Source organism: Bacillus sp. SM2101, from assembly GCF_018588585.1.
Taxonomy (GTDB): domain Bacteria; phylum Bacillota; class Bacilli; order Bacillales; family SM2101; genus Nanhaiella; species Nanhaiella sioensis.
This window is the reverse complement of the sequence record NZ_JAEUFG010000011.1, coordinates 127,998-153,864: the sequence shown is the minus strand read 5'-3', so window position 1 is coordinate 153,864 and position 25,867 is coordinate 127,998. Positions and strand designations below refer to the sequence as shown.

Here is a 25,867-nt window from a genome sequence, read left to right as displayed (position 1 = left end):
GCAGTATTCGCAAACAGGTTTATGCTAACTTCTAGAGTAAAATTCTAACAATGAACCTAGCGAGGTTCAATAATCAATTTGATTGCCGTCCGTTCTTCTCCATCAATTTGGATGTCCGTAAACGCTGGGATACAAATGAGATCAACACCACTTGGAGCTACAAAACCTCTTGCTATCGCTACCGCTTTCACTGCTTGATTCAATGCACCTGCCCCAATCGCTTGAATTTCTGCTTGCCCTCTTTCTCGTAGTACTCCTGCAAGTGCACCAGCCACAGAATTAGGGCTAGACTTTGCTGAAACCTTTAATATTTCCATTCCAAGTTCCTCCTTGTTTTTTTACTGTGAATGATAAGTGTTCAGTAGAACATTCTATATATATATATAAGCCCATTGATACTATATTCAGTAGTCACATATAGTATTCCTGCAAGTTTTTAATCTTTTATCAAAAAATTCACAAAAATCTTAATTTCTGGAGAAACAAGGTTGGGAAAATAGGTTTTTATTACAGCTCAATGACTAGCAAATCAACAACTCTGGATAAATCCCTTTTCGAATTCATAATTAATATACGGTTTAAGAAATAAACACGTTTCAATTACTGTTTTTTTATGTAAGAACGTAACAATCACATATTACCTATTTGAAAAATCAACAAGATTGACGAAAAGCTTATTTCGCATTGATTGTTGCTTTTCGTCTAAGATATAAGTACGAATACATCTTGCCTTTGTGGCATCTTTTCTTCTGTACAACAATGACTAACATATATAACCACTTTTAATGGTACTAATTTGATAACAACAGCGACAGAGTTGACGAAAAGAGCCTTAGTTAAAGAGTTTTCGCAATAATAGTTCTTTACGTCCCAAATTATAAACACGTGTAGATCTAGCAAACGGGGCATCTTTTCTTCTCTAAGGACTGTTCCAATCACATATACACATCAGGGTTTATACAATTAATGAAAAAAGACAAAGTTAACGAAAAGAGCCTTATGTAAAAATTTAATCAAAGAATGGATGATCATCATTAATAATAATGTTTTTAATCCCTTTAGCTCTACCCGTTTTGTTGTCAATATCAATGACTACAGCATTAAGTTGAGCTCTTCCATCGGTTACTTCAAACCGAACAGGGAGATTAGTCAAAAAACGCTTCAAAACTGCTTCTCTGTCAACACCTAATATTCCATCATATGGACCTGTCATACCTACGTCAGTTATATATGCAGAACCTTGCGGTAGTATGCGATGATCGGCCGTTTGCACATGTGTATGCGTTCCTACAACAGCAGATACCCTTCCATCTAAATACCAACCCATTGCTTGTTTTTCACTCGTGGCTTCCGCGTGAAAATCTACAAAAATGATTTTGGTTCGCTTTCTTGCTTCTTCAATTAATTCATCTGCCTTTGTAAATGGGCAGTCATTTGGATTTAAAAATGTCCTTCCTTGTAAATTAATAATGGCTACCTCACGACCTTCACAAGGGATATAAACGATGCCTATACCTGGTACACCTTCTGGAAAATTTGCAGGGCGTATCATGTATTTCGCAGAGTCAATAAACTCAAATATATCTCTGTTATCCCACGTATGATTACCAAGTGTAACCGCTTGTGCTCCAGCCTTAATAAAACCGTGGTATATTTTTTCAGTTATCCCTTTACCCCCTGCTGCATTTTCACCATTAATAATAGTGACTGAAGGGAGGTATTTCTTTTTTAATTTAGGAACATATTCATTAACCATATCTCTTCCTGGTGAGCCAACTACATCTCCAATAAATAATATTTTCATTTTTTCGACCCCTTTATATTTGTACAATTTATTATCAGTTTTGCCAAAACAAAAAAAATAAAGTGGTAAAAACCACTTTATTTTGCATATTCGACAGCTCGTGTTTCCCGAATCACTGTCACTTTTATGTGACCTGGGTAATCGAGCTCATCTTCGATTTTCTTTCTAATCTCACGAGCTAATCGATGAGCTTCCAGATCATCAATCGAATCTGGTTTAACCATAATTCGAACTTCACGCCCCGCCTGAATTGCAAATGATTTCTCAACACCATCAAATGATTCAGAAATCTCTTCAAGCTTTTCGAGACGTCTTATATAGTTTTCAAGTGTTTCACTTCTTGCTCCAGGTCTCGCTGCAGATAATGCATCGGCAGCAGCCACTAATACCGCAATAATAGAAGTAGGCTCTGTATCACCATGGTGTGAAGCTATACTATTAATAACAATTGGATGCTCTTTGTATTTCATAGCTAGTTCTACACCAATTTCAACATGACTACCTTCTACCTCATGATCTATAGCCTTACCAATATCATGAAGTAAGCCTGCTCGACGAGCTAATAACTCATCCTCACCTAACTCAGCTGCCAACAACCCTGACAAGTAAGCGACTTCCATTGAATGCTTCAACACGTTTTGACCATAACTCGTTCGGTACTTAAGTCGACCTAATATTTTGATTAAATCTGGATGGAGCCCATGTACACCTACTTCAAATGTCGTTTGTTCACCAATTTCACGAATATATTCATCCACTTCTCTTCTCGATTTTTCAACCATTTCTTCAATACGAGCTGGATGAATACGTCCATCTTGAACAAGCTTATCTAAAGCAATGCGAGCCGTTTCACGTCGAATCGGATCGAAGCCTGATAAAATCACTGCTTCAGGTGTATCATCGATGATCAAATCAATACCTGTTAACGTTTCTAGAGTTCGAATATTTCTACCTTCCCGACCAATGATTCGTCCTTTCATTTCATCATTAGGCAGATTTACGACAGAAACTGTAGATTCCGCTACATGATCAGCCGCACAACGTTGAATGGCTAATGATAAAATGTTTTTTGCCTTTTTATCAGCTTCTTCTTTAGCGCGACTTTCTGCTTCTTTGATCGTAATCGCAACATCGTGTGCGAGCTCTTTTTCAACATTGCCAAGAATGATTTGTTTCGCTTCCTCACGTGTCAAACTAGAAATACGTTCAAGCTCTGTACGTTGTTTGTTAAACATCATTTCCACTTTGCTTTCCATCTCTTCAATATGCTGTTGTCTTTGACCTAGAGAATCCTCCTTTTTTTCTAACACACTCTCTCGCTTAGATAAAGATTCATCCTTACGATCAAGATTCTCTTCCTTATGCATTAACCGATTTTCTTGTTTTTTTAGTTCGCTTCTTCGATCACGAATTTCTTTTTCTGCTTCTGTTCGAAGTTTGTGGATTTCATCCTTTGCCTCAAGAAGCGCTTCTTTTTTAAGCGCATCAGCCTCTCGATTTGCATCGTTAATAATTTGTTCAGCAGCGCTTTTTGCGCTTGTGATTTTCGCCTCATTAGATTTACGAACAAGTGAGATATAAAGAACAACAACTGCACCGACTATGGCAAGCAAAATGGCGATGACGATAATGGGTTCGTCCATCATTTCACCTCCTCTTGCTATATACTTGTTTCTTGCTAGATTCAAACTGTCGGCATGTAATTTCCCTTAATAAATTCCAACATGCACAATGGCTTTTCAAGTTCCAATACTAGAGGCTGTTATAAGCCTGGAAAAAGACTGTGAATTTACTCAATATCGTTGGTAATTTATTGTTAACTACCTACACAAGTAATTTCATCGTGTGCTTCATTAGTACGAGGCAACTATTTCATTGCACTTGTACCTGACACCAACCGATCGCTCCTTCTTCCTATCTGTCCTCCAATTTTGTTTGAAAAAATTCTAAATAGTAACAATTGTAATATTAACAAACATGTATAATATACATACTAATTGTAAAGGTGGGTAATTTTATTGTCAAGGCCTGCCACTGCCATCTTTCCTTAATATTGGAAGAGAGCGCACAAACCTTGACTTGAACAGCGACAGACTTTCTTCAAACCTTGGCCCTACCACCTTATAAATTGGTAGGTGATTTATCATACTATGTCCTGATGTTGAAAGCTATTGAATAGAACTAATGATAAAATGAAGGTCCTTTTCGTAAACTTTGTTGCATTTTTTCACTTACATTTAAATAACTGATGTGTTTTATATGACTTCCATAATCTTTGAGAAGAAAAGATGCCCCGAACGATAGCTATATTTGTGTTTAGCTCTTTTTAAGAATAGCAACAATTAATGCGAATACAGACTAAATGAAAAAGAAGGATACTACATGAAGTATCCTTCTTTTAGAGCTTATGTTGTTTACTCTTTGAATTCGAGTTCATTTTGAGAATCGTCGCCTACCGTCTCTGTCGTATTGTTTAGGCCGTAGTGTTCTCGAATTTGTTCGTGAATCTGTTTTGATATGTCCACATTCTCCATTAAGAATTGTTTAGCGTTTTCTCGTCCTTGTCCTAGACGTTCACCTTCAAACGAGTACCAAGATCCGCTCTTCTGGACAATATCGAGCTCAGAACCCATATCAAGAATTTCTCCCTCTCTGGAAATTCCTTCACCATACATAATATCAACCTCTGCTATTTTAAACGGAGGTGCAATTTTATTCTTTACAACTTTTAATTTCGTTTTATTACCTACGATATCATTTCCTTGCTTCAATTGTTCAGCTCTACGAACCTCTAAACGTACTGAAGAATAAAACTTTAACGCTCGACCACCAGGTGTAGTTTCCGGATTTCCGAACATCACACCAACCTTCTCACGAATTTGGTTAATGAAAATAGCAATCGTTTTAGATTTATTTATTGCTCCTGAGAGCTTACGTAAGGCTTGAGACATGAGACGTGCTTGTAAGCCAACATGAGCGTCTCCCATCTCCCCTTCAATTTCCGCTTTTGGAACGAGTGCAGCAACCGAATCTATGACAACAATATCAACAGCACCACTTCTAACAAGTGCTTCAGCAATCTCTAACGCCTGTTCACCTGTATCAGGTTGAGATAGCAATAGTTCATCTATGTTAACACCTAGCTTTTGTGCATAAATAGGGTCTAACGCATGCTCAGCATCGATAAATGCAGCTTGACCACCTTGTTCTTGCACTTCAGCAATCGCATGAAGAGCAACTGTTGTTTTACCAGAGCTTTCAGGTCCGTATATTTCAACGATACGACCACGTGGATAACCACCTGCTCCAAGCGCAACATCCAATGCTAATGAACCACTAGGAACGGTAGATATTTGACGTTCCGATTGTTCACCTAACTTCATTATTGATCCTTTACCAAATTGTTTTTCTATTTGTTTTAACGCCATATCTAATGCAGCTTGACGATCACTCACATTTATTCCTCCTCATCTCCATTACTACTTTATACTATACCTTGTTTTTAGACATTTGCCAAGCAAAAAACGAACATCTATTCGTTTTTTATTCAAAAGTGAACTCAATCAGGCAAACTAGAACATTGTTCTGTAAAGTAGATTAGGGGATCTAAGACTTAGGTTCTTTTCGTATATTTCATGGCTATAGTTCCTTAACTGATAGAAAAAAATATCGTTTTACTACACAGTCATCGCTTTTAGCAGAAAAGATGCCATCATACTAATTATATTCGTGTTTATATTTTAATTCATAGAAACTAAAAAAAGTTGGGCAGCCCATGCCTTATTATTTTTTCAATTGTTTGAGTAAATAATAGTATCCATATTTAATAGCTCTTTCTCTAATCATTTGTCTAGAACCAGCTAATTTCAATGAATAAACTTCTGTAGGATGATCTTTGATAGAAAGTCCTATAAAGACCGTCCCTACATCTTTACCTTCCACGCTTTGTGGCCCAGCAACTCCAGTAAAGCTAATTCCACAGTCAGAGTTACATGATTTCCTCACATGCCCAGCCATTTGTTGTGCACACTCTTTACTGACGGCACCTTCCTGTATAAGTGTCGCTCGGTTAACATTGAGTAATGTTTCCTTCATATCATTCGTATAAGCTACAATTCCACCTTTGACTACAGATGAAGAACCAGGAACAGCTATTAACTCACTCATAAACATGCCTCCAGTTAAACTTTCAGCGCTTGCAATCGTCAGTTTTTTTTCTTGTAAAACAGCAACCGCATGTTCTAATAGTGAGGTGTTTTCATAGCCATAAAAATATTGACCGACACGACTTAGTATTTCTTGTTCTGTATCATCAAGAAGCTCATTAGCTATGTCTACTGAGGAATGTTTAGCTGTCAATCGAAGTTTAACTTCAAAGTTAGATGCTAACGGAGCAATCGTCGGATTCACTTGCTTATCAATCAAATCTTCAATCTCAGTTTCCAACTTAGACTCACCAATTCCAAAGAACCTTAATACGCGAGATATGATTCTTTCCCGAACACCTAACAGGTTATTGAGATATTCTGTCCCGTATTTCAAAAACATTGGTTGCATTTCCATTGGAGGACCTGGCAATAGCATATATGTGACACGATCCTTCGTTATAGCCATTCCTGGTGCCATCCCATGGTCATTAAGCAATACCGTTGCATTTTCTAGAATAACAGCTTGCTTTTTGTTATTGTCTGTCATTTTACGATTTACTTTTTCATAGTACGCTTCAATTCTCTTAAGCGACTTTTCATGTATGACTAGCTGTTGCTGTAGCATTGATGCCATCGTTTCCTTAGTTAGATCGTCTTTTGTTGGGCCTAACCCTCCAGTAAAGATAATTAATTTTGACCGCTGTTTTGCAGTTTCAACAACCCTTTTTAATCGATCTTGATTATCCCCAACTACAGTATGAAAATAAACATTAATTCCTAGCTCTGCTAATTGTTTCGAAAGAAATTGGGCATTTGTATTCGCAATTTGCCCTAATAATAACTCTGATCCAACTGCTATAATCTCAGCGTTCATGTCATCCCCCCGTAAAAATAGCATGTGTAGTCTGCTACATGATGTACCTTTAACATTATGAGGATGAGAAGGAAACCCGTCTCATCCTCATTAAAGATTATACTACTTCGTGCATCGTCTCAAATTCTGGTTCACTTTGAGTTAGCAAATACTTGTTTATTTTTCGCAAAATAGTCCCATCCAGACCAAATTGTGAAAAATACTGCGATCCATAGTGCTATATCAGCAAATGGAATCGACCATGCTTCAAAAGGAATATTATGTAATAGCAATGCAGAAACGGCTACAATTTGCGTCCATGTTTTAATCTTGCCAAGCATGTTTGCAGCAACAACTTCACCACCACCTGCTAGAACAAGTCGTAAACCTGTTACGGCAAATTCTCTACTTATAATGACTATGACCATCCATGCAGGTGCCAATTCAAACTGAACGAGTGTTATCAGCGCCGCTGACACTAATAGTTTATCAGCTAAAGGGTCTAAAAATTTTCCTAAGTTGGTGACGAGATTATATTTCCTTGCATAATATCCGTCAATCCAATCAGTCGTAGAAGCAATGATAAAAATGATAGCACCAATGAAATGAGTAACAGGTATCTCTCCTCCGCCTATGTGTAATTGACCCCAGGATAGCGGTGCAAGCATTATCACCAAAAATACTGGAATTAACAAAATACGTGAAACGGTAATCTTATTTGGTATATTCACAAATTCTTCCTCCTTCATAACTTACATGTACAATAATATATCAGAAAAAGCCAAAAAAGCCATCAAAATGATGACTTTATTGTTTATTAAAGAGGATCTCAATTACTTGGGTTGTTCCAGCTTCTTCTGGAAACTCTAACATTTCTCCATTTATATTTATTTCTGTATCTGGTGTGAAGCCTGCTGTAATTACAACCTTGCTTTCGTCAGTCATGTCGTAGGCTAATGGTTGATCCTCAGCATTTAAATTTGTAGAATATAGTTTTTCACCTTGATCATTCACTACTTGAACCCAAGTATCTCCTGTTGATACAATCTCTAAATTAAATTCTTCTGTATTAGATAACTCCATTGAAACATTTCTTCCTTGTATATTTATCACTTCAAGTTCCTGTTCTACAACATCCTCAGGCTCGTCCACTTCTTCATCCTGTACATCAGTTTCTTGATCAGCGTCTTCTGCTGCAGGCTCACTGTCTACCTCTTCAACTGGATCATTTTCTTTTGAATTATCTTCAACGACAATTTCACGATCTTCTCCACTTTCCTGCGCTGGAGTACCATCTGAATTACCTAAAAAATTCAGCGCGATGAAGTAGATCCCTATAAGAAGTCCGAAAACAAAAACTCCTGTTAATACTTTTGGTAGCACATCTGCCACTTTTGAAGTTGTTGTTGGTGAAATCTGTTTACGACTCTGTACTCTCGACAGCTGACCAGGTAAATCTGAATTAGATGAGCTAGGGAGTTCATTTTCATATTGTTCAAAAATAAGATCAGCATCTAACTCAACTGCTTCACAATACGATTTGATAAAGGCACGCACGTAAAATTGTCCAGGCATTCGATCATAATTACCGTCTTCAATTCCGATTAGATAACGTTTTTGTATCTTCGTTAACTTTTGTAAATCGTCTATGCTAATATTTTTTTCTTCTCTTGCTTCTTTTAATCTTTTACCTAGTTCTGTCAATGAAAACACCTTCCAATTTGCTAAAAATCAAATGTAGATAAGCTAGATTCTTGTAACATTTGTGGTTGTTCAACGATATCGTACGTTATTTCCTCTTCAGGATTATTCCGTAGTTCAATAATATAATCGAAATCGTCCATCTTATATTCAGTATTTCGAACAAATATATCCGGATGCTCAACTACCTTGACAGCTGGAAGCCTCATAATCTCCCGAACTAGCTGCCAATGGCGTTCTGAAGCCCTTTTCGTTGACACAATACCATCAATAATAAATAGATTATTTTCGTTATATTCGTCCTCAATGAGCTGGCTTCTGACCGTTTGCTTAAGCAATGTTGAAGATACGAATAACCATCGCTTATTTGCACATACGCTCGCAGCTACGACCGATTCAGTTTTACCAACCCTTGGCATACCGCGTATACCGATTAATTTATGACCTTCTTGTTTATACAGTTCTGCCATAAAATCAACTAAAACGCCGAGCTCATCTCTGACAAATCGAAATGTTTTTTTATCGTCCTCATCCCTTTGAATATAACGTCCATGTCTAACAGCTAAACGATCTCGTAGCTTCGGTTCACGTATTTTTGTCACTGTTATATTATCCATAGTTTGTAAAATTGATGCAAGACGTTCTATTTGTTCATTCCGATCACATCTCAATAATAACCCACGTCGATGGTCCTTAACACCATTGATTGTAACGATGTTAATAGATAACATCCCTAATAAAGATGACACATCCCCGAGTAAACCAGGTCTATTTTTATGAATTTCGTATTCTAAATACCATTCTTTTTTTTGCATGCAAATCCCCCTATGCAGCACTATAAAAAAATATTAAGTTACGTATCACACATAAGTCTATAAGACTATAATAAATGATTTATATGTAATATAAAAGGGGCATTCTTTACCCAATGATAATTAATTACTTTTTATACTAATTATTGTATCGTTCAGGCTCTTTTCGAAACTTTGTTACGGTTGAAGCAAGAAGTTGCTTTATACGTTTTCCATCATTTTACATAACAAATAATGCCACGCATGTAATTGGGGAATGTTTATTTCTTCTACAAACAACATTCTTTGATAAAACAGCCATTTATTAAGAAATGATCCTGTTTACAATTTTGTTGAGGATAATATGTAGCAGGTTACTCATTAGTGAAATGTATATCATTGTCAACCTCTTTTACAAAATCAAGAGCCATCATCTAGAATAGCTAAGAAGCGATTTTACCCCTTCCAATAATACAATCAAATCAAAAAAGAGAGGAGCTCCCCCTCTTTAATGATTACTCCCATCATTTTCAACTAACTTGACCATCATATTGGCAATCGCCTGCTGTTCCTCATTCGATGCTACATGCCATAAATCAGCTAGTACTTTTTCCTGAGCATTCTTCGGTTCTACTTGGTTGGATAAATAATCGCCAATTTGATAAGCAATATCCGATACCGTGTTTTGATTCATGCCACTTTCTTGTGCTTGATGAAGTCGATCTGCTAAAAAGTCCTTCCATTGTTCAAAATTATCTAGCACAGACATACAAAAGCCTCCTTCATGTGTAGTCAATTATAGTTTGTTTCAATGGCAAAAATTTATACAAACTAGCTATGACATTTAAGTGAACTTTATGCAAGGACTCTTCCCCATAGCTTTGTTGCAACTATTTAGCTAATAAAGCAGCTATGAAAAAAGCTGTACAAAAAAAGCTACACATATAGATTACTATATGTGTAGCCTTGTCATTAACAATGCCACCCACCATTAACAGACAAAATTTGACCAGTGATATATGATGCTTTCTTTGAAATAAGAAATAATGCGGTATCCGCAATTTCCTGTGGCGTTCCAACCCGCCCTAAAGGTATCTCTTCCTCTATACCTTCAATTTCTTCATTCGAAAAAATGTCTAGCATGGCAGTATTAATTGCGCCAGGTGCAATCCCATTCACCCTAATTCCACTTGGAGCAACCTCTTTTGCCAATGCTTTCACAAATGTGTTTTGTCCACCTTTAACCATAGAATAGAGGACCTCACATGAAGCCCCTGTTATTCCCCATATAGATGTAATAAAAACAATATTACCTCTTTTGTTTGAAATCATATTTGGTAATAACGCTTTCGTAATAGTAAATGGGCTAGTAACATGCAGTTGGACCATTGCCGAAATATCTCGTTCATCCATATCAGTGATAAGTCCAAAATAACTATTTCCACTATTATGTATGACAATTTCTATATCATGTTCTATTTGTTCAAGCAGCTGATTAGGACCAGTTGGTAATGACAAATCCGCTTGAATGCCAACAGCATGTACGCCTAGCTGTTCTATTGTATTAATCAACTTGTCAATTTCTTGTTTGCGTTGATGATAATGTACATATAATGAATAACCTTCCTCAGCTAATTTCTTAGCTATTTCCATACCGATGCCACCACTCGCACCAGTGATTAACGCATACTTCAACTCTCCACTCCCTTTAATTTACAGACCCTTTTCGTATACTTCGTTTTATTAGCATAGCGAGATGAGGCTTTATCAGACTACCGTCTTTGTTGAAGATGACGGGATGCCACCAACACGATTTATACCATATTTTTTTGTCTTGGTACAAATCAGCAAATCATTCACTTTATTTGCATGCATCTCCGTGCTCATTAACCTAGAAGTAACGAAGTTGTTGAACTTAGATAAACTATTGTCCAAACTTAAATATTTATTGGGGCTACTAGCTATACATAGCTCCTTATTGTTTCGGAACTACTTTACATACTGTCATTTGCGGTTCATTGAATAATTCCACAGCTGCACTGGTTAAATCCTCAATTGTTAACGATTCAAGTACAGGCACTACATCAAAGAGGTCCATGTCATTAAATGCATAACGTGTAAATTGGTTTGCAATATATTCAGGAGAATTTATTGCCCTTAAAAATGCTCCGATCTTTTTCTTTTTCACTCTTGTTAATTGTTCCTCTGTTATTTCTTGCTCTTTTAAATCAAGCATGATTTCACGCAAACGCTTCGTTAACTCATCTGGATCATTCGTGTCTCCACCAACCATTGCAAATCCAAAACTCGACTCCTCAGTATAATCATAAGCAAATGTGTCATCTATTAGCCCTTCTTGATAGAGGTTTTCATAATGTGTTGAGCTTTTACCGAATAATAAATCTAGCATGACATTTATCGTTAGCTCATGCTTTAATAACTCTTGACCAGATCGTCCTATTTTGGGTGATTTCACACCTACCATACATTTTGAAGATTGTACATTCATTTGTAGCACTTGTTCTTTTTGTGCAACTTCCAAAGGCTCATTGTATTCGAAACGGGTAATGTCCGGTTGATTTTCATAGTTTTTACTCGATTGATTTTCTCGGATCAAATGCATTATTTGTTCGGCATCAATTGGACCAACAACAAATAACAGCATATTACTCGGATGATAAAATGTTTCGTAACATTCATATAGCAGCTCTTTCGTAATATGAGAAATTGAATCAATTGTCCCAGCGATATCTATTTTTACAGGGTGATTCTGAAACATATTTTGGATTAAGCCAAAATATAAACGCCAGTCAGGATTATCATCATACATTGTTATTTCTTGACCGATGATACCTTTTTCTTTGTCAACAGATTGATCAGAAAAATACGGAGCCTGAACAAAGTTTATTAATGTTTCAAGGTTTAGTTTTACATTATCAGTACTAGAAAAAAGGTATGCTGTTCGTGTAAAGGACGTAAATGCATTTGCAGAAGCACCTTGCTTACTAAAATCCTGGAATACATCACCATCTTCTTTTTCGAATAACTTATGTTCTAAAAAATGAGCGATGCCATCAGGTACAGTAACCATCTCGTTACTATTTAAAGGCGTAAAACGATTGTCAATTGAACCATATTTCGTCGTAAACGTAGCATAAGTTTTGTTAAAACCCGGTTTCGGCAAAATGTAGACGTCAAGACCATTGCTCATTTTTTCATAATATAATGACTCCTCTAGCTGTTCAAAATTTATCTTCTTCATGCCTGACTCGCCTCCATCCCTGTTAAAAAATAAATCGTATCTAATTGTACATCTTGCGCAACAGCAACAATTTCTTCCTTCGTCACACCATCAATTCCATTGAGCCATTCATCAATAGAGCGATGAATATTTGAAGCAACATTATGATATAGCACTTCCACTAACCCACGTGAATGATCGATTGTTTCAAGTACTTGATTTTTTATAACAGCCTTTGTTTGTGCTAGCTCTTGATCAGTAAAGTCACCTTGTTTCATCGCTGACATTTGCTCTTTAATGATATTTACGGCTTGATCATAATTTTGAACATCTATACCTGACATAACCATTAACAATCCTTTGTGGCTTTCAAGTCTTGAAGCAGCGTAATATGCTAAGCTTGCTTTTTCCCTAACGTTTATAAATAATTTCGAATGCGAAAAACCTCCGAATATGCCATTGAATACTTGTAAAGCAAAATACTCCTTATCAGCATAGGTCGTTTTTGTTCGATAGCCTATATTTAACTTTCCTTGGCGCACATCCTGCTTCTCAATAATTTCGTTAACCTTCTCTACGGTATAAGTATTTTTCTTTGGTGACTGCCTGGCATTTCTTTCGGAAAATGAAAAAAAGTTAGAAACATATTGTTCAATTTGAGAACTATTTACACTTCCTATGACGTACAAGTCAATCTCATCTTCTGACAGCACTCGCTCATAGTATTTATAAAGACTTGCTGATGTAATGTTATCTACTTCATCTAATTCACCATTAACATGCAAACTGTATGGCTCATCTTTACACATTTCTTGAACTAAACGATAATTAGCGTAGCGCATTTTGTCATCATAAACCGCTTGTATTCTCTGTTTTAAGGCTCTTTTTTCTTTTTCTACTATTTGTTCGGAGAAATGATTACCTTCGAGATATGGTGCAAAAATGACTTCAGAAAATAATTGCATAGCCTTTTGTAGCAAAGGTGTTTGATCTGATAAAAACTTTTCATTCGCAACTTCCATTTTAAATGAGATGACATGTTGTTCACCTTTTTTTGCTAAATCCACATCAAATGTTGCTCCATATAAATCATCTAAGTGTGACCTTAACTGTTTTACAGATGGTAAGGACCGCGTGCCGCTTTGCAATACATAAGGTAACAGTGCTCTTAACGTTGCGTCTTGTTTTTGTAGTGGGGCATTCCATTTCATTAAGATCGTATTTGTTTTAAATTTTTCCGTTTCAATTGTGTGTAACCTTAATCCCTTGATGGTGCGTTCTTGCTCTATGAATAATGACATAATTAAACCTCCTTCTATAAATCCTTTCAATTAGATGAATCTCATCTTTATATAAATATTAACGTGACATCGTTCATGTAAACTTGGAAAACGGTAAATCAATACAAACAAAGATTAATCTTCAACACATACTGTTTTTATTTTCTTCTAAAACAATGGAATTAACCTAAATTAAATATACCTTTGTACAAGAAGATTTTTCAAGTAAATACCTATTTGACAATTTGGAAAGACTCTTTTTGTAACTTCTTTTCGTAAACTTTATTACTAAGATCAACAAGTTGGTACAATCTGAAGTGACTTTAGATGTTAGTCCTCGTGTTATAGAAGAAAAGATGCCATGAACTCTAGTTGTATGTGTTCTTAATAAGAAAAACAACAATGAATGTGAAAACAGCTTTTTGAAAAGACATTTATTCCACCATATGTAATTTAACTAACATGTATCCTAAACTATTTAGAAATGATACTAAATGAAAATACGAAAAGATCTATTGTTGTACCTTACTCTATAGTCCTCGGTGTTTCATCACCAATACTAAAAAAGCCTAAACAAAAAAACTCCCACTAAGGGGAGTTTCAGTTAAGTCAATGCTATTATCGTTTGCCTTTTTCGTATGGGGTTCCAAGTGCTTTGGGTGCTTCTGCACGACCTACAAACCCAGTTAGAGCTAAAATTGTTAATACGTATGGTGCAATTAACAAGTAAACTGGAGGAATATCTTGAAGTACTGGAATAGTAGCCCCAATTACGCTTAAAGATTGTGCTAAACCAAAAAACAATGCTGCACCCATCGCTCCGATAGGATGCCATTTACCAAAAATCATTGCCGCTAGTGCTAAAAAGCCTTGACCAGATATCGTGCCAGCGGCAAAATTCCCTTGAATGGTTGCAGCATATACTGCACCACCCACTCCTGCTAATACGCCAGAAATCATTACACCGACATATCGCATCCTTGTAACATTTACCCCCATCGTATCAGCCGCCATAGGATGCTCACCTACAGAACGTAATCTTAAACCGAATGGAGTTTTATAGATGATAAACCAAACGACAAATGCTAGCGCGATAGCAATATATGATGTCCATGGCACACTTGAGAAAAAGATATCGCCGATAACTGGAATGTCTGACAAAAATGGTACATCAATCTTATCTAAACGAACCGCTATTGAATCAGTTTGACCTTTACCATAAATATTTTTAATTAAAAACACTGATAAACCTAAAGCTAAAAAGTTAATCGCGACACCACTAACAACTTGATCAGCCTTTAGGGTAATACTCGCTACAGCATGGAGTAACGCGAAAAGTCCAGAGGCTACTGCAGCAACAAGTACACCTATCCAAGGAGCTGCTGCACCAACTGAATCTTGAAGCGATAACGTTGTCACGATGCCAGTAAATGCACCAAATATCATTAAACCTTCTAAACCAATATTAACTACACCAGAACGTTCACTAAATACGCCACCTAATGCTGTGAAAATGAGGGGAGCTGCCCATAATAACGCAACAGGAATAATAATTCCCAACACATCTAATACACTCATTTATTTCCCCTCCTTGCTTAAGCGTGTAATTATCCAACGGATAAGATAACTTGATGCAACAAAAAAGATGATAAGAGCTATGACAATTTGAACAAGCTCCGAAGGGACATTTGCATTAAAGTTCATTTGTGGAGCTGCTGTTTTTAACCCACCAAACAATGCTGCAGCAAAAATAACACCAATGGCATGGTTTGCCCCTAGCAACGCAACAGCGATTCCATCAAACCCTGTACCTGTAAACGCCGACATAACTGTCATACTTTGGAAAGTACCTAACCCTTCCATCGCACCTGCGACACCAGCGAAAGCACCAGAAATTGTCATTGACATAATAATATTACGAGAAACATTCATACCTGCATACTGCGATGCATGCTGGTTGAGCCCTACGGCTCTCAATTCATAGCCTTTAGAAGTTTTTTCAAGGATAAACCACATAATAAATGCTGCTAATAAAGCAACAATAATTCCGTAATGAAGTCTTGAATTTTCTGTAATTGATGCTAAAAATGATGATGTTAGTGACGCACTTTCATTAATTTGTTGAGATCTTTCATTACCAGCATATAAATAATTCTTAATTATAGCGGCAGTCGTATGCAAAGCAACGTAGTTCATCATAATTGTTACGATGACTTCATGTACTTTAAACCGAGCCTTTAAAAAACCTGGAATCAGTCCCCAAAAACCTCCTGCAACCGCTGCAGCCAAAATAGCTAATGGTACATGTATAACTGAAGGCAAAGTAAAAGCTGAACCGACCCAAACAGCTGCAAGCCAACCGACTAAAAGCTGACCTTCAACACCGATGTTGAATAATCCAGTCTTAAATGCAAAGGCAACAGCTAGTCCAGCTAAAATTAGCGGAGTCATCGCACGAACTACTTCACCAATTGCTTTTGGTCTCCCAAACATCCCCTCAAACAATGCACCATATCCTTCAATAGGGTTATAGCCGGTAAATAACATAATGATTGCGCCAGCTAACAAACCGAGAGAGGCTGCTAGCACAGGGATTAATATATTTATTAGTTTTTCATTTTTTAATAGTTTTTGCATCACGAAACACCTTCTTTTTCAAGCTTACCCCCAGCCATTAACAGGCCTAGCTCTTGTTCATTTGTTTCCTTAGGATCAACGATGCCGACAATTTCCCCTTCATAAATGACAGCGATGCGATCACTTACATTCATGACTTCATCAAGTTCCAATGAAACGAGTAGTACTGCTTTCCCTTTATCACGTTCCTCAATGAGTTTCGAATGTATGAATTCAATGGCTCCAACATCAAGGCCACGAGTAGGCTGAGCCGCAATTAGTAAATCTGGACTTCGATCAACTTCACGTGCAATGATTGCTTTTTGCTGATTCCCACCTGATAGAGCCCTCGCTGGCGTATATTCACTTGGTGTTCTTACATCATATTCTTCAATAAGTTCAGCAGATTTTTGGTATATATTTTTATAATTTAACACACCGGATTTTGCGTACGGTTGTTGATAATACGTTTGCAAGACAATATTTTCCCCAACAGAAAAATCTAATACTAACCCATGCTTATGTCGATCTTGAGGGATATGACCAACGCCTGATTCAGTTATTTTTCGAGTTGGCATCATACTAATCTCTTTATTATTGAGTTTAATAGAACCGGCTTTGACTTTACGTAAGCCAGTAATTGCTTCAATTAATTCTGTTTGACCATTACCATCGACCCCTGCAATTCCAAGAATTTCTCCAGCTTTCACTGCAAGGTTGAGTCCATTTACACTCGGTAAATTCCTGGCATCATGCACAACTAAATCATCTATTGTTAAAACCTCATTTGTAGGTTTTGCTTCCTCTTTATCAACTTTGAAATGCACTTCACGACCGACCATCAATGCAGCTAGTTCATCCGGGTTAGTTTCAGCAACATTCACTGTTCCAATCCCTTTTCCTTTACGAATAACCGTACAGCGATCGCTAACTTCCATAATTTCTTTCAATTTATGAGTAATAAGAATAATTGATTTTCCTTCTTTTATAAGCGTTTTCATAATTTGAATAAGTTCACTAATTTCTTGTGGAGTTAGTGCTGCAGTCGGCTCATCAAATATTAAAATTTCCGCTCCACGATATAAAGTTTTTAGTATTTCAACCCGTTGCTGCATTCCTACAGATATATCTTCTATTTTTGCATGTGGATCAACGGCTAAGCCATATTTTTCAGAAATCTCACTTATAGACTTAGCGGCATCTTGAATATTAATTTTTCCACCCTTTGTCGGTTCGCTACCTAAAATAATATTCTCTGTTACTGAAAAATTTTGGACTAGCATAAAATGCTGATGTACCATTCCAATTCCTAGACGGTTGGCTACATTAGGGTCAGTAATTTTTACTTTTTCTCCCTTTACTTTGATATCCCCTTTTTCAGGCTGATACAAGCCAAACAACACATTCATTAATGTTGATTTCCCGGCACCATTTTCACCTAACAAAGCATGGATCTCACCTTTTTTTACTTGTAGTGTAATATTGTCATTGGCAACGATTCCAGGAAACTCTTTTCTTATATTTAACATTTCAATCACGTATTCCACGATTATCACTCCTGACCCATGGATAATTAGAAAGCATCATGCTTTCACAATAGCTAAGCTTCTTTATATTGATGTTAATTCTATGGTAGTTATTATGCTAATTTTTATCTCCTACAAGCGCTTAAACTATGTCCTAAAGGCGCTTTGGAGTTAAATGTACTTATACTGCTTTCTAAGAACCACATAGCTCTCGTTAGTTGACAAAGGCTAGTAAACACTAGCCTTTGCTTTGTTTCTCATGTTATTTTCTTAACATTATTGAAGCGTATTTAGATATTCCTCATACTCATCATCAGTAGCTGGAACGATTAATTCACCATTAAGAATTTTCTCTTCATACTCTTCAACTAAAGCTAATGCTTCTTCACTAACATTATCTGTTGTCGGAGCGATACGTACACCGTCTTCTTCAAGACCGAATACAACTTCTTCTCCACCTGGGAAGTCACCTTCCATCGCACGCTTAGAAACTTCAAATACAGCTACGTCTACTCGTTTAACCATTGAAGTTAACGTTACATTTTCAGGCAAACCTTCCTCATGTTGGTCACGGTCAACACCGATTACCCAAACATCTTCGCCGTTTTTCTTACGGTTTTTCGCTTCAGTAAATACACCGTTACCTGTACCACCAGCAGCATGGTAAATTACATCTGCGCCTTGCTCATACATCGTTGTTGCAATTGAAGAACCTTTTGCTGCGTCGTTGAAATCACCAGCATATTGTACAACTACTTCCATATTTGGATCTACTGCTTTTACGCCTGCTTTAAAGCCACTTTCAAACTTTTTAATTAATCCTGATTCTACTCCACCGATAAAACCAACTTTATTAGTTTTCGTATGCTTAGCAGCTACAAGTCCAACCAAGAATGATCCTTGATGCTCTTTAAACGTAATATTTGCTACATTATCCAAATAAAATGCATTAAAGTCTGCATCATATAGTAAGCTGTCAATTAACGCAAATTGTGAATTTGGGTTCTGTTCAGCAATCTTAGTGATTGGTTTTTCTAATAAAAAGCCAACTCCAAATGTTAAATCATAACCAGCGTCAGCAAACGTAGTTAAGTTTGGTTCATATTCTGCATCATTATTTGATTGCAAGTATTTAAAACCTTCACCTTCAGCTAGGTTATATTCGCTACCGAAGTCTTTCAACCCTTCCCAAGCAGATTGGTTAAATGATTTGTCATCAACACCGCCAGTATCTGTTACCATACCTACTTTGAAATCCACAGTTTCTGCTGGTGCTTCACCTTTATCAGCTTGTCCACCTTTGTCTTCATCAGCACTACCACAAGCACTTAAAAGTGTACCTGTAGCCAACACTAATGACATAGCTAAACCAAATTTTCTTTTCTTCATCGTTTACTGCCCCCTAAATGTAATTTAATGCATGAACATCAAGCTTAATTGTAGTTTGTAATGATCCACCTCCTTAAAATGACCTTTTATGGTGTGAATAATTATGATAGGCTTTTTCGCATTGATTTTCTTACTAAGGAAGAAGCGTTCGTGACACCTTCTCTTATTTCAACATGATGTCAATTGCATACAATCAGTTTTTGAAATTGAGCTTCAATAGCAACAAAGTTTACGAAAAAGCCTTATGAAAAGAGGAAAACGACATCTATGAATTATCGTCGATTGTCCTCCAACTAAGCATCTTATAATCGCTTACGCAATACATGAAAGCTGAACTTATCCGCTTTAAAATAGTTTAATGAATATAAAATCGGTCTATCATTCGTATCAAAATGTAATTGCTTGAGCACAAGTAAAGCGGTTTCAGGATCGCATTGTAAGATTGGTGATATTTTCTCGTGATACCCCAATGGCTTAATATTAGCAACGGCATAAGATATTTCTACACCAGCTTCAAGATTTAATACCTCAAACATCGATTCTTCATCATGCGAATAATTATCTGGCAATATATTGGTCAAGATTTTATCAATACAATATACGACAGGCTCGCCATTCGCTGTTCTCACACGTTCAACTAATAAAATTTCTTCATTTTCATCACAATGAAACCTTTTTTGATCATCTTCAGTCGGTCCTTGTTTCGTTGAAGAAAGAAAAATGGTTCCAGGCTTCATTCCACCTTGAAGGATCATGTTTGTTACACTATTTAGTTGTTCGATTCCAGACGTAAACAGTGGTTTGGAGTTTACAAATGTCCCTACTCCGTGTCTCCTAGTGACAACATTTTCTTCTTCAAGTACCCGTAGAGCTTCGCGTAGAGTCGCTCTACTCACTCCAAGTAGTTTTGACAATTCAAACTCAGAAGGTAATTTTTCTTTTTCTTTGTATAAACCGTTTTCAATATCTTCTTTTATTTTATCAATTACCTGTAAATATAACTGTCTATTGTCTGACTTGATTGACATACTTGCTCCTCCAATATTTTACTTCAAGAGATCAGACATCTGATGTTAGACGCCCATTTCAGTCGTTTATAATATATCACTTTTTTTGTGCGAAATAAATAGTACATTACAGTTTTATTAAAAAAGAACTTAACCTGTAACAAAACTTCTTTTTTTTGGAAGGATCTTTGCGTAAACTTTGTTGCAATAGTTCCTAAATATGATAATAATGTTATCTTTTTACACAATTCTATAGAAGAAAGGGTGCCTACTATAAATAAACAGCAACCGATTGAAAAGCTATACGCTTTCTTAAAAACAACCTTATTCATTATAAATAATAAATCGGGTGAAGAATCTACTCCACCTCATTGCAAAAACCCCACCTAAAGTGGTGGGGTGGACTTCAAAAATGAACTAATTTATGATCCTACATCTTCATTATGTTGTGACACTAATACTGTTCGTGGTTTACTACCTTCATAAGGTCCCACAATACCCCTGTCCTCCATTGCATCTATTAATCTTGCTGCTCTTGTATAACCGATTCGAAAACGGCGCTGTAACATTGACACGCTTGCCGTTTGCATTTCTAACACCAATTGAACCGCATCATCATAAAGTTCATCACTAACTTCTTCTTGTGCTTCATTCACTTCTTCTGGAATCATCTCTTCTTGATATTGTGCTTTTTGTTGTGAAATCACATAATCTACGATGGTTTCAACTTCATCATCTGAAAGAAATGCCCCTTGAACTCGGGTAGGTTTTGATGCTCCAACTGGTAAAAATAGCATGTCACCTCTACCTAATAATTTTTCAGCACCACCCATATCGAGTATCGTTCTAGAATCTGTTTGTGATGAGACGCTAAATGCTATTCTTGAAGGGATATTTGCCTTAATTATTCCAGTGATAACGTCGACTGACGGTCGTTGAGTGGCAATAATTAAATGGATACCAGCTGCACGAGCCATTTGAGCAAGTCTTGTAATCGCATCCTCTACATCAGACGAAGCTACCATCATTAAATCTGCAAGCTCGTCCACTATCACGACGATGTATGGCAAATTTGGCTGGTTTTCTTCACCTTCATCATTAAACCTGTTAATGTAATCATTATAACCTTCAATATTACGTGTCCCTGTATGAGAAAATAACTCATACCGTCTTTCCATTTCATTAACAACTTTCTTTAAAGCTTGTGATGCCTTCTTAGGGTCTGTTACAACCGGCGCTAATAAATGAGGGATACCATTATACATATTTAACTCTACCATCTTCGGATCTATCATCATCATTTTTACTTCGTGCGGTTTTGCTCTCATTAAGATGCTCGTGATAATTCCATTAATACATACACTTTTACCACTACCTGTCGCTCCTGCGACAAGTAAGTGTGGCATTTTATTTAATTGTGCAAGTATCGGTTCACCAGATATATCTCGTCCTAGACCAATTAGTAATTTGTTATCTTCATTATTTTTTTCTTTTGATTCCAACACTTCACGAAGTAGTACAGTTGCAACTTCATCGTTAGGAACTTCTATACCTACTGCGGATTTTCCTGGGATTGGTGCTTCGATCCTAATATCTTTTGCCGCAAGTGCTAATGCAAGGTCATCGTTTAAATTGACAATTTTACTTACTTTAACACCTACATCCGGATAAACTTCATATTTAGTAACAGCAGGCCCTAAATGAACTTTAGTTACTTTAGCATTTACACCAAAACTTTGGAATGTTTTTTCTAGTTTTCTTGCGTTTGCATAAACGCTATTATGTTCACTACGCTGATTAGTTTGTTTTGGAGCGTACAGTAAGTCGATAGATGGTAGCTCATAATGAATATTTTCCGCTTCTTTAAAGGTCAATGGACCACTCTGATCGATATGAATATTCTCCTCAACATTTGGTACCTGCTCTTTCTCTTCACTTTGTTCTTCATTTTTTTGCTCAATAGGTTCTTGAACCTTGTCTGTGAAGTCTGAAATAACAGGGGTGACATCAACTGATTCGACAACATAGTCCTCTTCTATTTGTTCTGTATCGGTATCTAGCTTTTCTTTTTTCGGCTTTGTCTTCCGTTCTTCCTTGTGCTTCCTTTTATTTGTTTTGCTAAAAAATTCCTTTATATCTTCGATAAATGATACCCATTGCTTTTTGAAGAAATCCACAACAGGTACTGCTACTTTTAACAAAGTTTCTTGAAGGGTTTTACCTGTAATTAAAATAATACCAATAACGATAAATAATAGTGCAAGCCACTTAGTACCTAAACTATCAAACAAATAATGAAAAGCGGCAAATAAAAAGGCACCAATCATTCCTCCACCAAGATCAGGTTGAGTAGTTTCTCCATTAATTTCTAAATTATATAGCTCCCACGTATTTTTTATAACGCTTGGGCTTTGAAATGGTCCTTGTTCGGTTAGGGCCTGGAATAATGCAACATGACTTAATAACATGAGTGATAGCAGGATTAAATATACGCCGATTAACCTTCTGCTAAAAAAAGATGGCCATTCTCGTTTCCATAATAAAAATATGGCAAGCCAAAGAAAGCCAATAAGAATGAGCATATACCATTCACCGCTAAAAAAACGGAATAACAACACAAGACTAGACCCTACAACACCTAATTTGGCAATGGCAATACTAGTGATTGCAATTAGCAAAAGTCCTATCAATTCAAAGGTAAGGGCTGCTTGCCATTTGTTTGTCTTTTTTGATCTCCTTCTTTTCCTTTTTGCCACTATATTCTCACCCCTATCTTCGTTAAATAAGACCCTCTTCGAAAAGCTTATTACTATTATCAAGGCAATAGCTATCAGAGGTTTTATGCACTTCATCCGAAAACAGCCTTAAATAAGCATATTATGTATGATAATCGAATAAAAAGCAGCCCATTTTAGGCTGCCTAGTTATATGCATATAAATTATAACATATCGATGGAATAAATAGCATAATTAAAATAGTACATTCGTTCTGTCGTTTGTAAGTATGTTACCAGGCGCAACTTCTGAACGTAAAAAATGTTGTGGGTCGGTACTTATGACTCTAGAGATTTGGTAATTATTAGTTGTTGTTTCATTGACCAATAAGTTTACGCCGTCAATAACGACCATTTTTTGTTGGTTATATACTTCACTCTCCTGCTGGAAAATGATTTCTGCTGGCATCATTGTGTAAAGAATCATTGTAGCATCTGCTCGCTTTCATTCTGTTTCGGTTGGCCTTCAATCATTTCAGACAATTTTTTAATTGCATTCCCCACTCCTCCAACTTCGTTAATAATTCCGTACTCAACTGCGTGAGAACCAATAACATTTGTACCAATGTCACGTGTTAAATTTCCTTTTGAAAACATCAGTTCTTTAAGGTGCTCCTCGGAGATTGCTGAATGCTTAGTAATGAAATTAAGCACACGTTCTTGCATTTTATCCATATATTCAAAAGTTTGAGGAACTCCAATGACTAGCCCAGTTAACCTAACTGGATGTATGGTCATCGTAGCCGTTTCCGCTATAAAAGAATAATCACAAGAAACCGCAATAGGAACTCCGATAGAATGCCCACCACCTAAAACAATTGATACAGTAGGTTTGGATAGAGAGGATAGCATTTCTGAAATAGCTAATCCCGCTTCTACATCTCCACCAACAGTGTTCAATATAACCAGGAGCCCTTCTATGTTTGGGTTCTGTTCAATAGCAACAATTTGTGGGATAACATGTTCATATTTCGTTGTCTTGTTTTGAGGCGGCAGTTGAACATGCCCTTCAATTTGTCCAATGATTGTTAAACAGTGTATTTTTGAATCCTGGGATAATTGAGGAATATTCGTTTGGCCAAGCTGTTGAATTTTGCTAACCAGACTTTCATCTTTTTTTTCACCCTGATTACCCTTATCAACTTCTTCTGAGTTTTGTTCATTTTCATATTGGTCGAATGCCATTTTTATCTCCCTTCAACGCTTGATACGTTTAGTATGAACGAGATAAATAATTTCATTCTTTACAGCTTGTACAGTATTTTTATTTTAGTTTCTTTGATCCTCATCATAACAAACTAAATCATCCAAACCTATAATTGTGTACATATGCAATGATATTCCATCCCCCCTGACTTACCCTATAAGCGAAAGGTACATTTTAAAAATAAAGCCTTATGGTTTAATTACAGTAATGATGAAACAAGAAAGTTATCCATTCTCAAATAAAAAATCCTAGCGAGCTAGGATTTTTCTGTTTAGAACCCTTAAGGTAGAAATCCATCTTTGAACATACGGAATTCTTCTGATAGAAGGGTATAATCAAGTTGTGTATTAGACAAATCTATTTTCGCATTTAGGACACCGATTCGGGATTTTTCTAAGTCAGTTGCTGTCAACAGACCTTCATCAAAACGTGCTTTTTGTTGTTCATATAGCTTCTCTTGTTTTTCAACGTTCTCTTCAAGTAAGTCTAACCTTTTGTGAAAAACTTCAAATTGTTCAGCGTAATTATAAGACTTTAATTCTAACTTATCATATTGATCAAACAATTGGATTTCTGCTTTTAACTGTTCAACTTCATAATATTCGACTAAATCATCTTCCGCTCTATTTCGATCTTTCACTGCTTGGTCGTAAGCTTCTTTATCAATTTGTTTATATACTTCTAGCTCTAATTCTGCAGCTACAATTTCTCCTTCAATTTGTTCGGGCGTTCTAGGTGGAATAGGATTTGTTAACTCTTCTTTAAGTGAAGCAATTTCATTTTCTAATTCAGTAATATTATTTTTGTACCTACTTACCCATAATACAGGTAAGTCTTCTGAGTCCTCTACAATATCCTTATACGTTTCAACAACCGTCCGGTAGTAAATAAGTGATGAATGACTTTGTTTCATTTCTTCTGCTAAATTTTTCGGTTCATATTCAGATGGTGGTAGCCTCTTTATGTCATCAACACCTTTGACAGATAGCTCAGTGTGCAAATCATTATCTAGCTGTTGATTCAATTGAAATTTAAGCTGATTCAACTGCTGCTGTGTTGAACTCAACGATAATTCAGCATTAGAGACACTTACTTCAGCTTGAACCACGTTTTGTTCAGACGCGATTCCCTCCCGGTATTTCTTTTCAATTTTTTCTAATTCTTGTTTGGAAATTGATAAATTATCTTGTTGAATCTTTAAAGCTTCTGTTGCCTTTTTATATTGTACAAGTAAAGAATATGCACTATACTCAATCCCCCATCTCGTGGATTTTTCAGCATAATCTTCCTGAATTTCCTGTAAATCTTCTAGCTCTTCTAATGCATCAGCTTGATATTGACGGGTCGCACTTGATAATGTAACGGTATCCTTTTCGTAAATTTGCAATGATAAGTCATTCTCAATGATTTCTTCTACTGCTTGTGAGAGTGATACAGTTACTTGTTCGTCTGCATTTATCGTCATTGCAGGTATAACGAATACTATACCTAGTGTAGTCATCCATTTTTTCATTCATTTTCACCTCATAT

Annotated in this window: 21 protein-coding genes; all 21 read right to left on the bottom strand. The window is 36.4% G+C overall.

Going from position 1 to position 25,867, the window contains the following annotated elements; all coding sequences use genetic code 11:
- Positions 1-56: 56 nt before the first annotated feature.
- Positions 57-317 (bottom strand): stage V sporulation protein SpoVS, encoded by a 261-nt coding sequence (gene spoVS, locus JM172_RS12895; protein WP_214482757.1) that lies wholly within the window; start codon positions 315-317, stop codon positions 57-59.
- A gap of 692 nt (positions 318-1,009) precedes the next feature.
- The gene (locus tag JM172_RS12890; RefSeq protein WP_214482756.1) at positions 1,010-1,804 is read right to left on the bottom strand and encodes a TIGR00282 family metallophosphoesterase; all 795 of its coding nucleotides are present in this window, start codon (positions 1,802-1,804) and stop codon (positions 1,010-1,012) included.
- A 77-nt stretch (positions 1,805-1,881) separates the two neighbouring features.
- On the bottom strand, positions 1,882-3,450 hold the full coding sequence (gene rny, locus JM172_RS12885; RefSeq protein WP_483297257.1) for a ribonuclease Y: 1,569 nt from the start codon (positions 3,448-3,450) through the stop codon (positions 1,882-1,884).
- A gap of 768 nt (positions 3,451-4,218) precedes the next feature.
- The gene (gene recA, locus JM172_RS12880; protein ID WP_214482754.1) at positions 4,219-5,259 is read right to left on the bottom strand and encodes a recombinase RecA; all 1,041 of its coding nucleotides are present in this window, start codon (positions 5,257-5,259) and stop codon (positions 4,219-4,221) included.
- A 328-nt stretch (positions 5,260-5,587) separates the two neighbouring features.
- Positions 5,588-6,826: a competence/damage-inducible protein A gene (locus JM172_RS12875; RefSeq protein ID WP_214482753.1), complete on the bottom strand. Its 1,239-nt coding sequence runs from the start codon at positions 6,824-6,826 to the stop codon at positions 5,588-5,590.
- Positions 6,827-6,957: 131 nt separating this feature from the next.
- Positions 6,958-7,554, bottom strand: a complete 597-nt coding sequence (gene pgsA, locus JM172_RS12870; RefSeq protein ID WP_214482752.1) for a CDP-diacylglycerol--glycerol-3-phosphate 3-phosphatidyltransferase — start codon at positions 7,552-7,554, stop codon at positions 6,958-6,960.
- A gap of 58 nt (positions 7,555-7,612) precedes the next feature.
- Complete coding sequence (locus JM172_RS12865) at positions 7,613-8,509, bottom strand: helix-turn-helix domain-containing protein (RefSeq protein ID WP_214482751.1); 897 nt, start codon at positions 8,507-8,509, stop codon at positions 7,613-7,615.
- Positions 8,510-8,529: 20 nt separating this feature from the next.
- On the bottom strand, positions 8,530-9,321 hold the full coding sequence (locus JM172_RS12860) for a DUF3388 domain-containing protein (protein ID WP_214482750.1): 792 nt from the start codon (positions 9,319-9,321) through the stop codon (positions 8,530-8,532).
- A gap of 484 nt (positions 9,322-9,805) precedes the next feature.
- The gene (locus tag JM172_RS12855) at positions 9,806-10,066 is read right to left on the bottom strand and encodes a DUF3243 domain-containing protein (protein ID WP_214482749.1); all 261 of its coding nucleotides are present in this window, start codon (positions 10,064-10,066) and stop codon (positions 9,806-9,808) included.
- A 203-nt stretch (positions 10,067-10,269) separates the two neighbouring features.
- Positions 10,270-10,992, bottom strand: a complete 723-nt coding sequence (gene ymfI, locus JM172_RS12850; protein WP_214482748.1) for an elongation factor P 5-aminopentanone reductase — start codon at positions 10,990-10,992, stop codon at positions 10,270-10,272.
- A 280-nt stretch (positions 10,993-11,272) separates the two neighbouring features.
- Entirely contained in the window at positions 11,273-12,559 is a 1,287-nt protein-coding gene (gene yfmH / locus JM172_RS12845) for an EF-P 5-aminopentanol modification-associated protein YfmH (protein WP_214482747.1), read from the bottom strand.
- Complete coding sequence (gene yfmF, locus JM172_RS12840; protein ID WP_214482746.1) at positions 12,556-13,839, bottom strand: EF-P 5-aminopentanol modification-associated protein YfmF; 1,284 nt, start codon at positions 13,837-13,839, stop codon at positions 12,556-12,558. The genes yfmH and yfmF overlap by 4 nt, the downstream gene beginning before the upstream one ends.
- Before the next feature lie 597 nt (positions 13,840-14,436).
- The gene (locus JM172_RS12835; protein ID WP_214482745.1) at positions 14,437-15,396 is read right to left on the bottom strand and encodes an ABC transporter permease; all 960 of its coding nucleotides are present in this window, start codon (positions 15,394-15,396) and stop codon (positions 14,437-14,439) included.
- A complete protein-coding gene (locus tag JM172_RS12830; protein WP_250886645.1) occupies positions 15,397-16,455 on the bottom strand; it encodes an ABC transporter permease in 1,059 nt (352 codons plus the stop codon).
- The gene (locus tag JM172_RS12825) at positions 16,455-17,981 is read right to left on the bottom strand and encodes an ABC transporter ATP-binding protein (RefSeq protein WP_214482744.1); all 1,527 of its coding nucleotides are present in this window, start codon (positions 17,979-17,981) and stop codon (positions 16,455-16,457) included. Before JM172_RS12825 ends, JM172_RS12830 begins: the two co-directional genes overlap by 1 nt.
- Before the next feature lie 255 nt (positions 17,982-18,236).
- On the bottom strand, positions 18,237-19,349 hold the full coding sequence (locus JM172_RS12820; protein WP_214482743.1) for a BMP family lipoprotein: 1,113 nt from the start codon (positions 19,347-19,349) through the stop codon (positions 18,237-18,239).
- Positions 19,350-19,651: 302 nt separating this feature from the next.
- Entirely contained in the window at positions 19,652-20,377 is a 726-nt protein-coding gene (locus JM172_RS12815) for a GntR family transcriptional regulator (RefSeq protein ID WP_214482742.1), read from the bottom strand.
- A gap of 401 nt (positions 20,378-20,778) precedes the next feature.
- Positions 20,779-23,112, bottom strand: a complete 2,334-nt coding sequence (locus tag JM172_RS12810) for an FtsK/SpoIIIE family DNA translocase (protein ID WP_214482741.1) — start codon at positions 23,110-23,112, stop codon at positions 20,779-20,781.
- Positions 23,113-23,326: 214 nt separating this feature from the next.
- Complete coding sequence (locus JM172_RS12805; protein ID WP_214482740.1) at positions 23,327-23,557, bottom strand: YlzJ-like family protein; 231 nt, start codon at positions 23,555-23,557, stop codon at positions 23,327-23,329.
- Positions 23,554-24,315 (bottom strand): ClpP family protease, encoded by a 762-nt coding sequence (locus JM172_RS12800; RefSeq protein ID WP_214482739.1) that lies wholly within the window; start codon positions 24,313-24,315, stop codon positions 23,554-23,556. Before JM172_RS12800 ends, JM172_RS12805 begins: the two co-directional genes overlap by 4 nt.
- A 302-nt stretch (positions 24,316-24,617) precedes the next feature.
- The gene (locus JM172_RS12795; RefSeq protein ID WP_214482738.1) at positions 24,618-25,850 is read right to left on the bottom strand and encodes a TolC family protein; all 1,233 of its coding nucleotides are present in this window, start codon (positions 25,848-25,850) and stop codon (positions 24,618-24,620) included.
- Between the last annotated feature and the right edge of the window lie 17 nt (positions 25,851-25,867).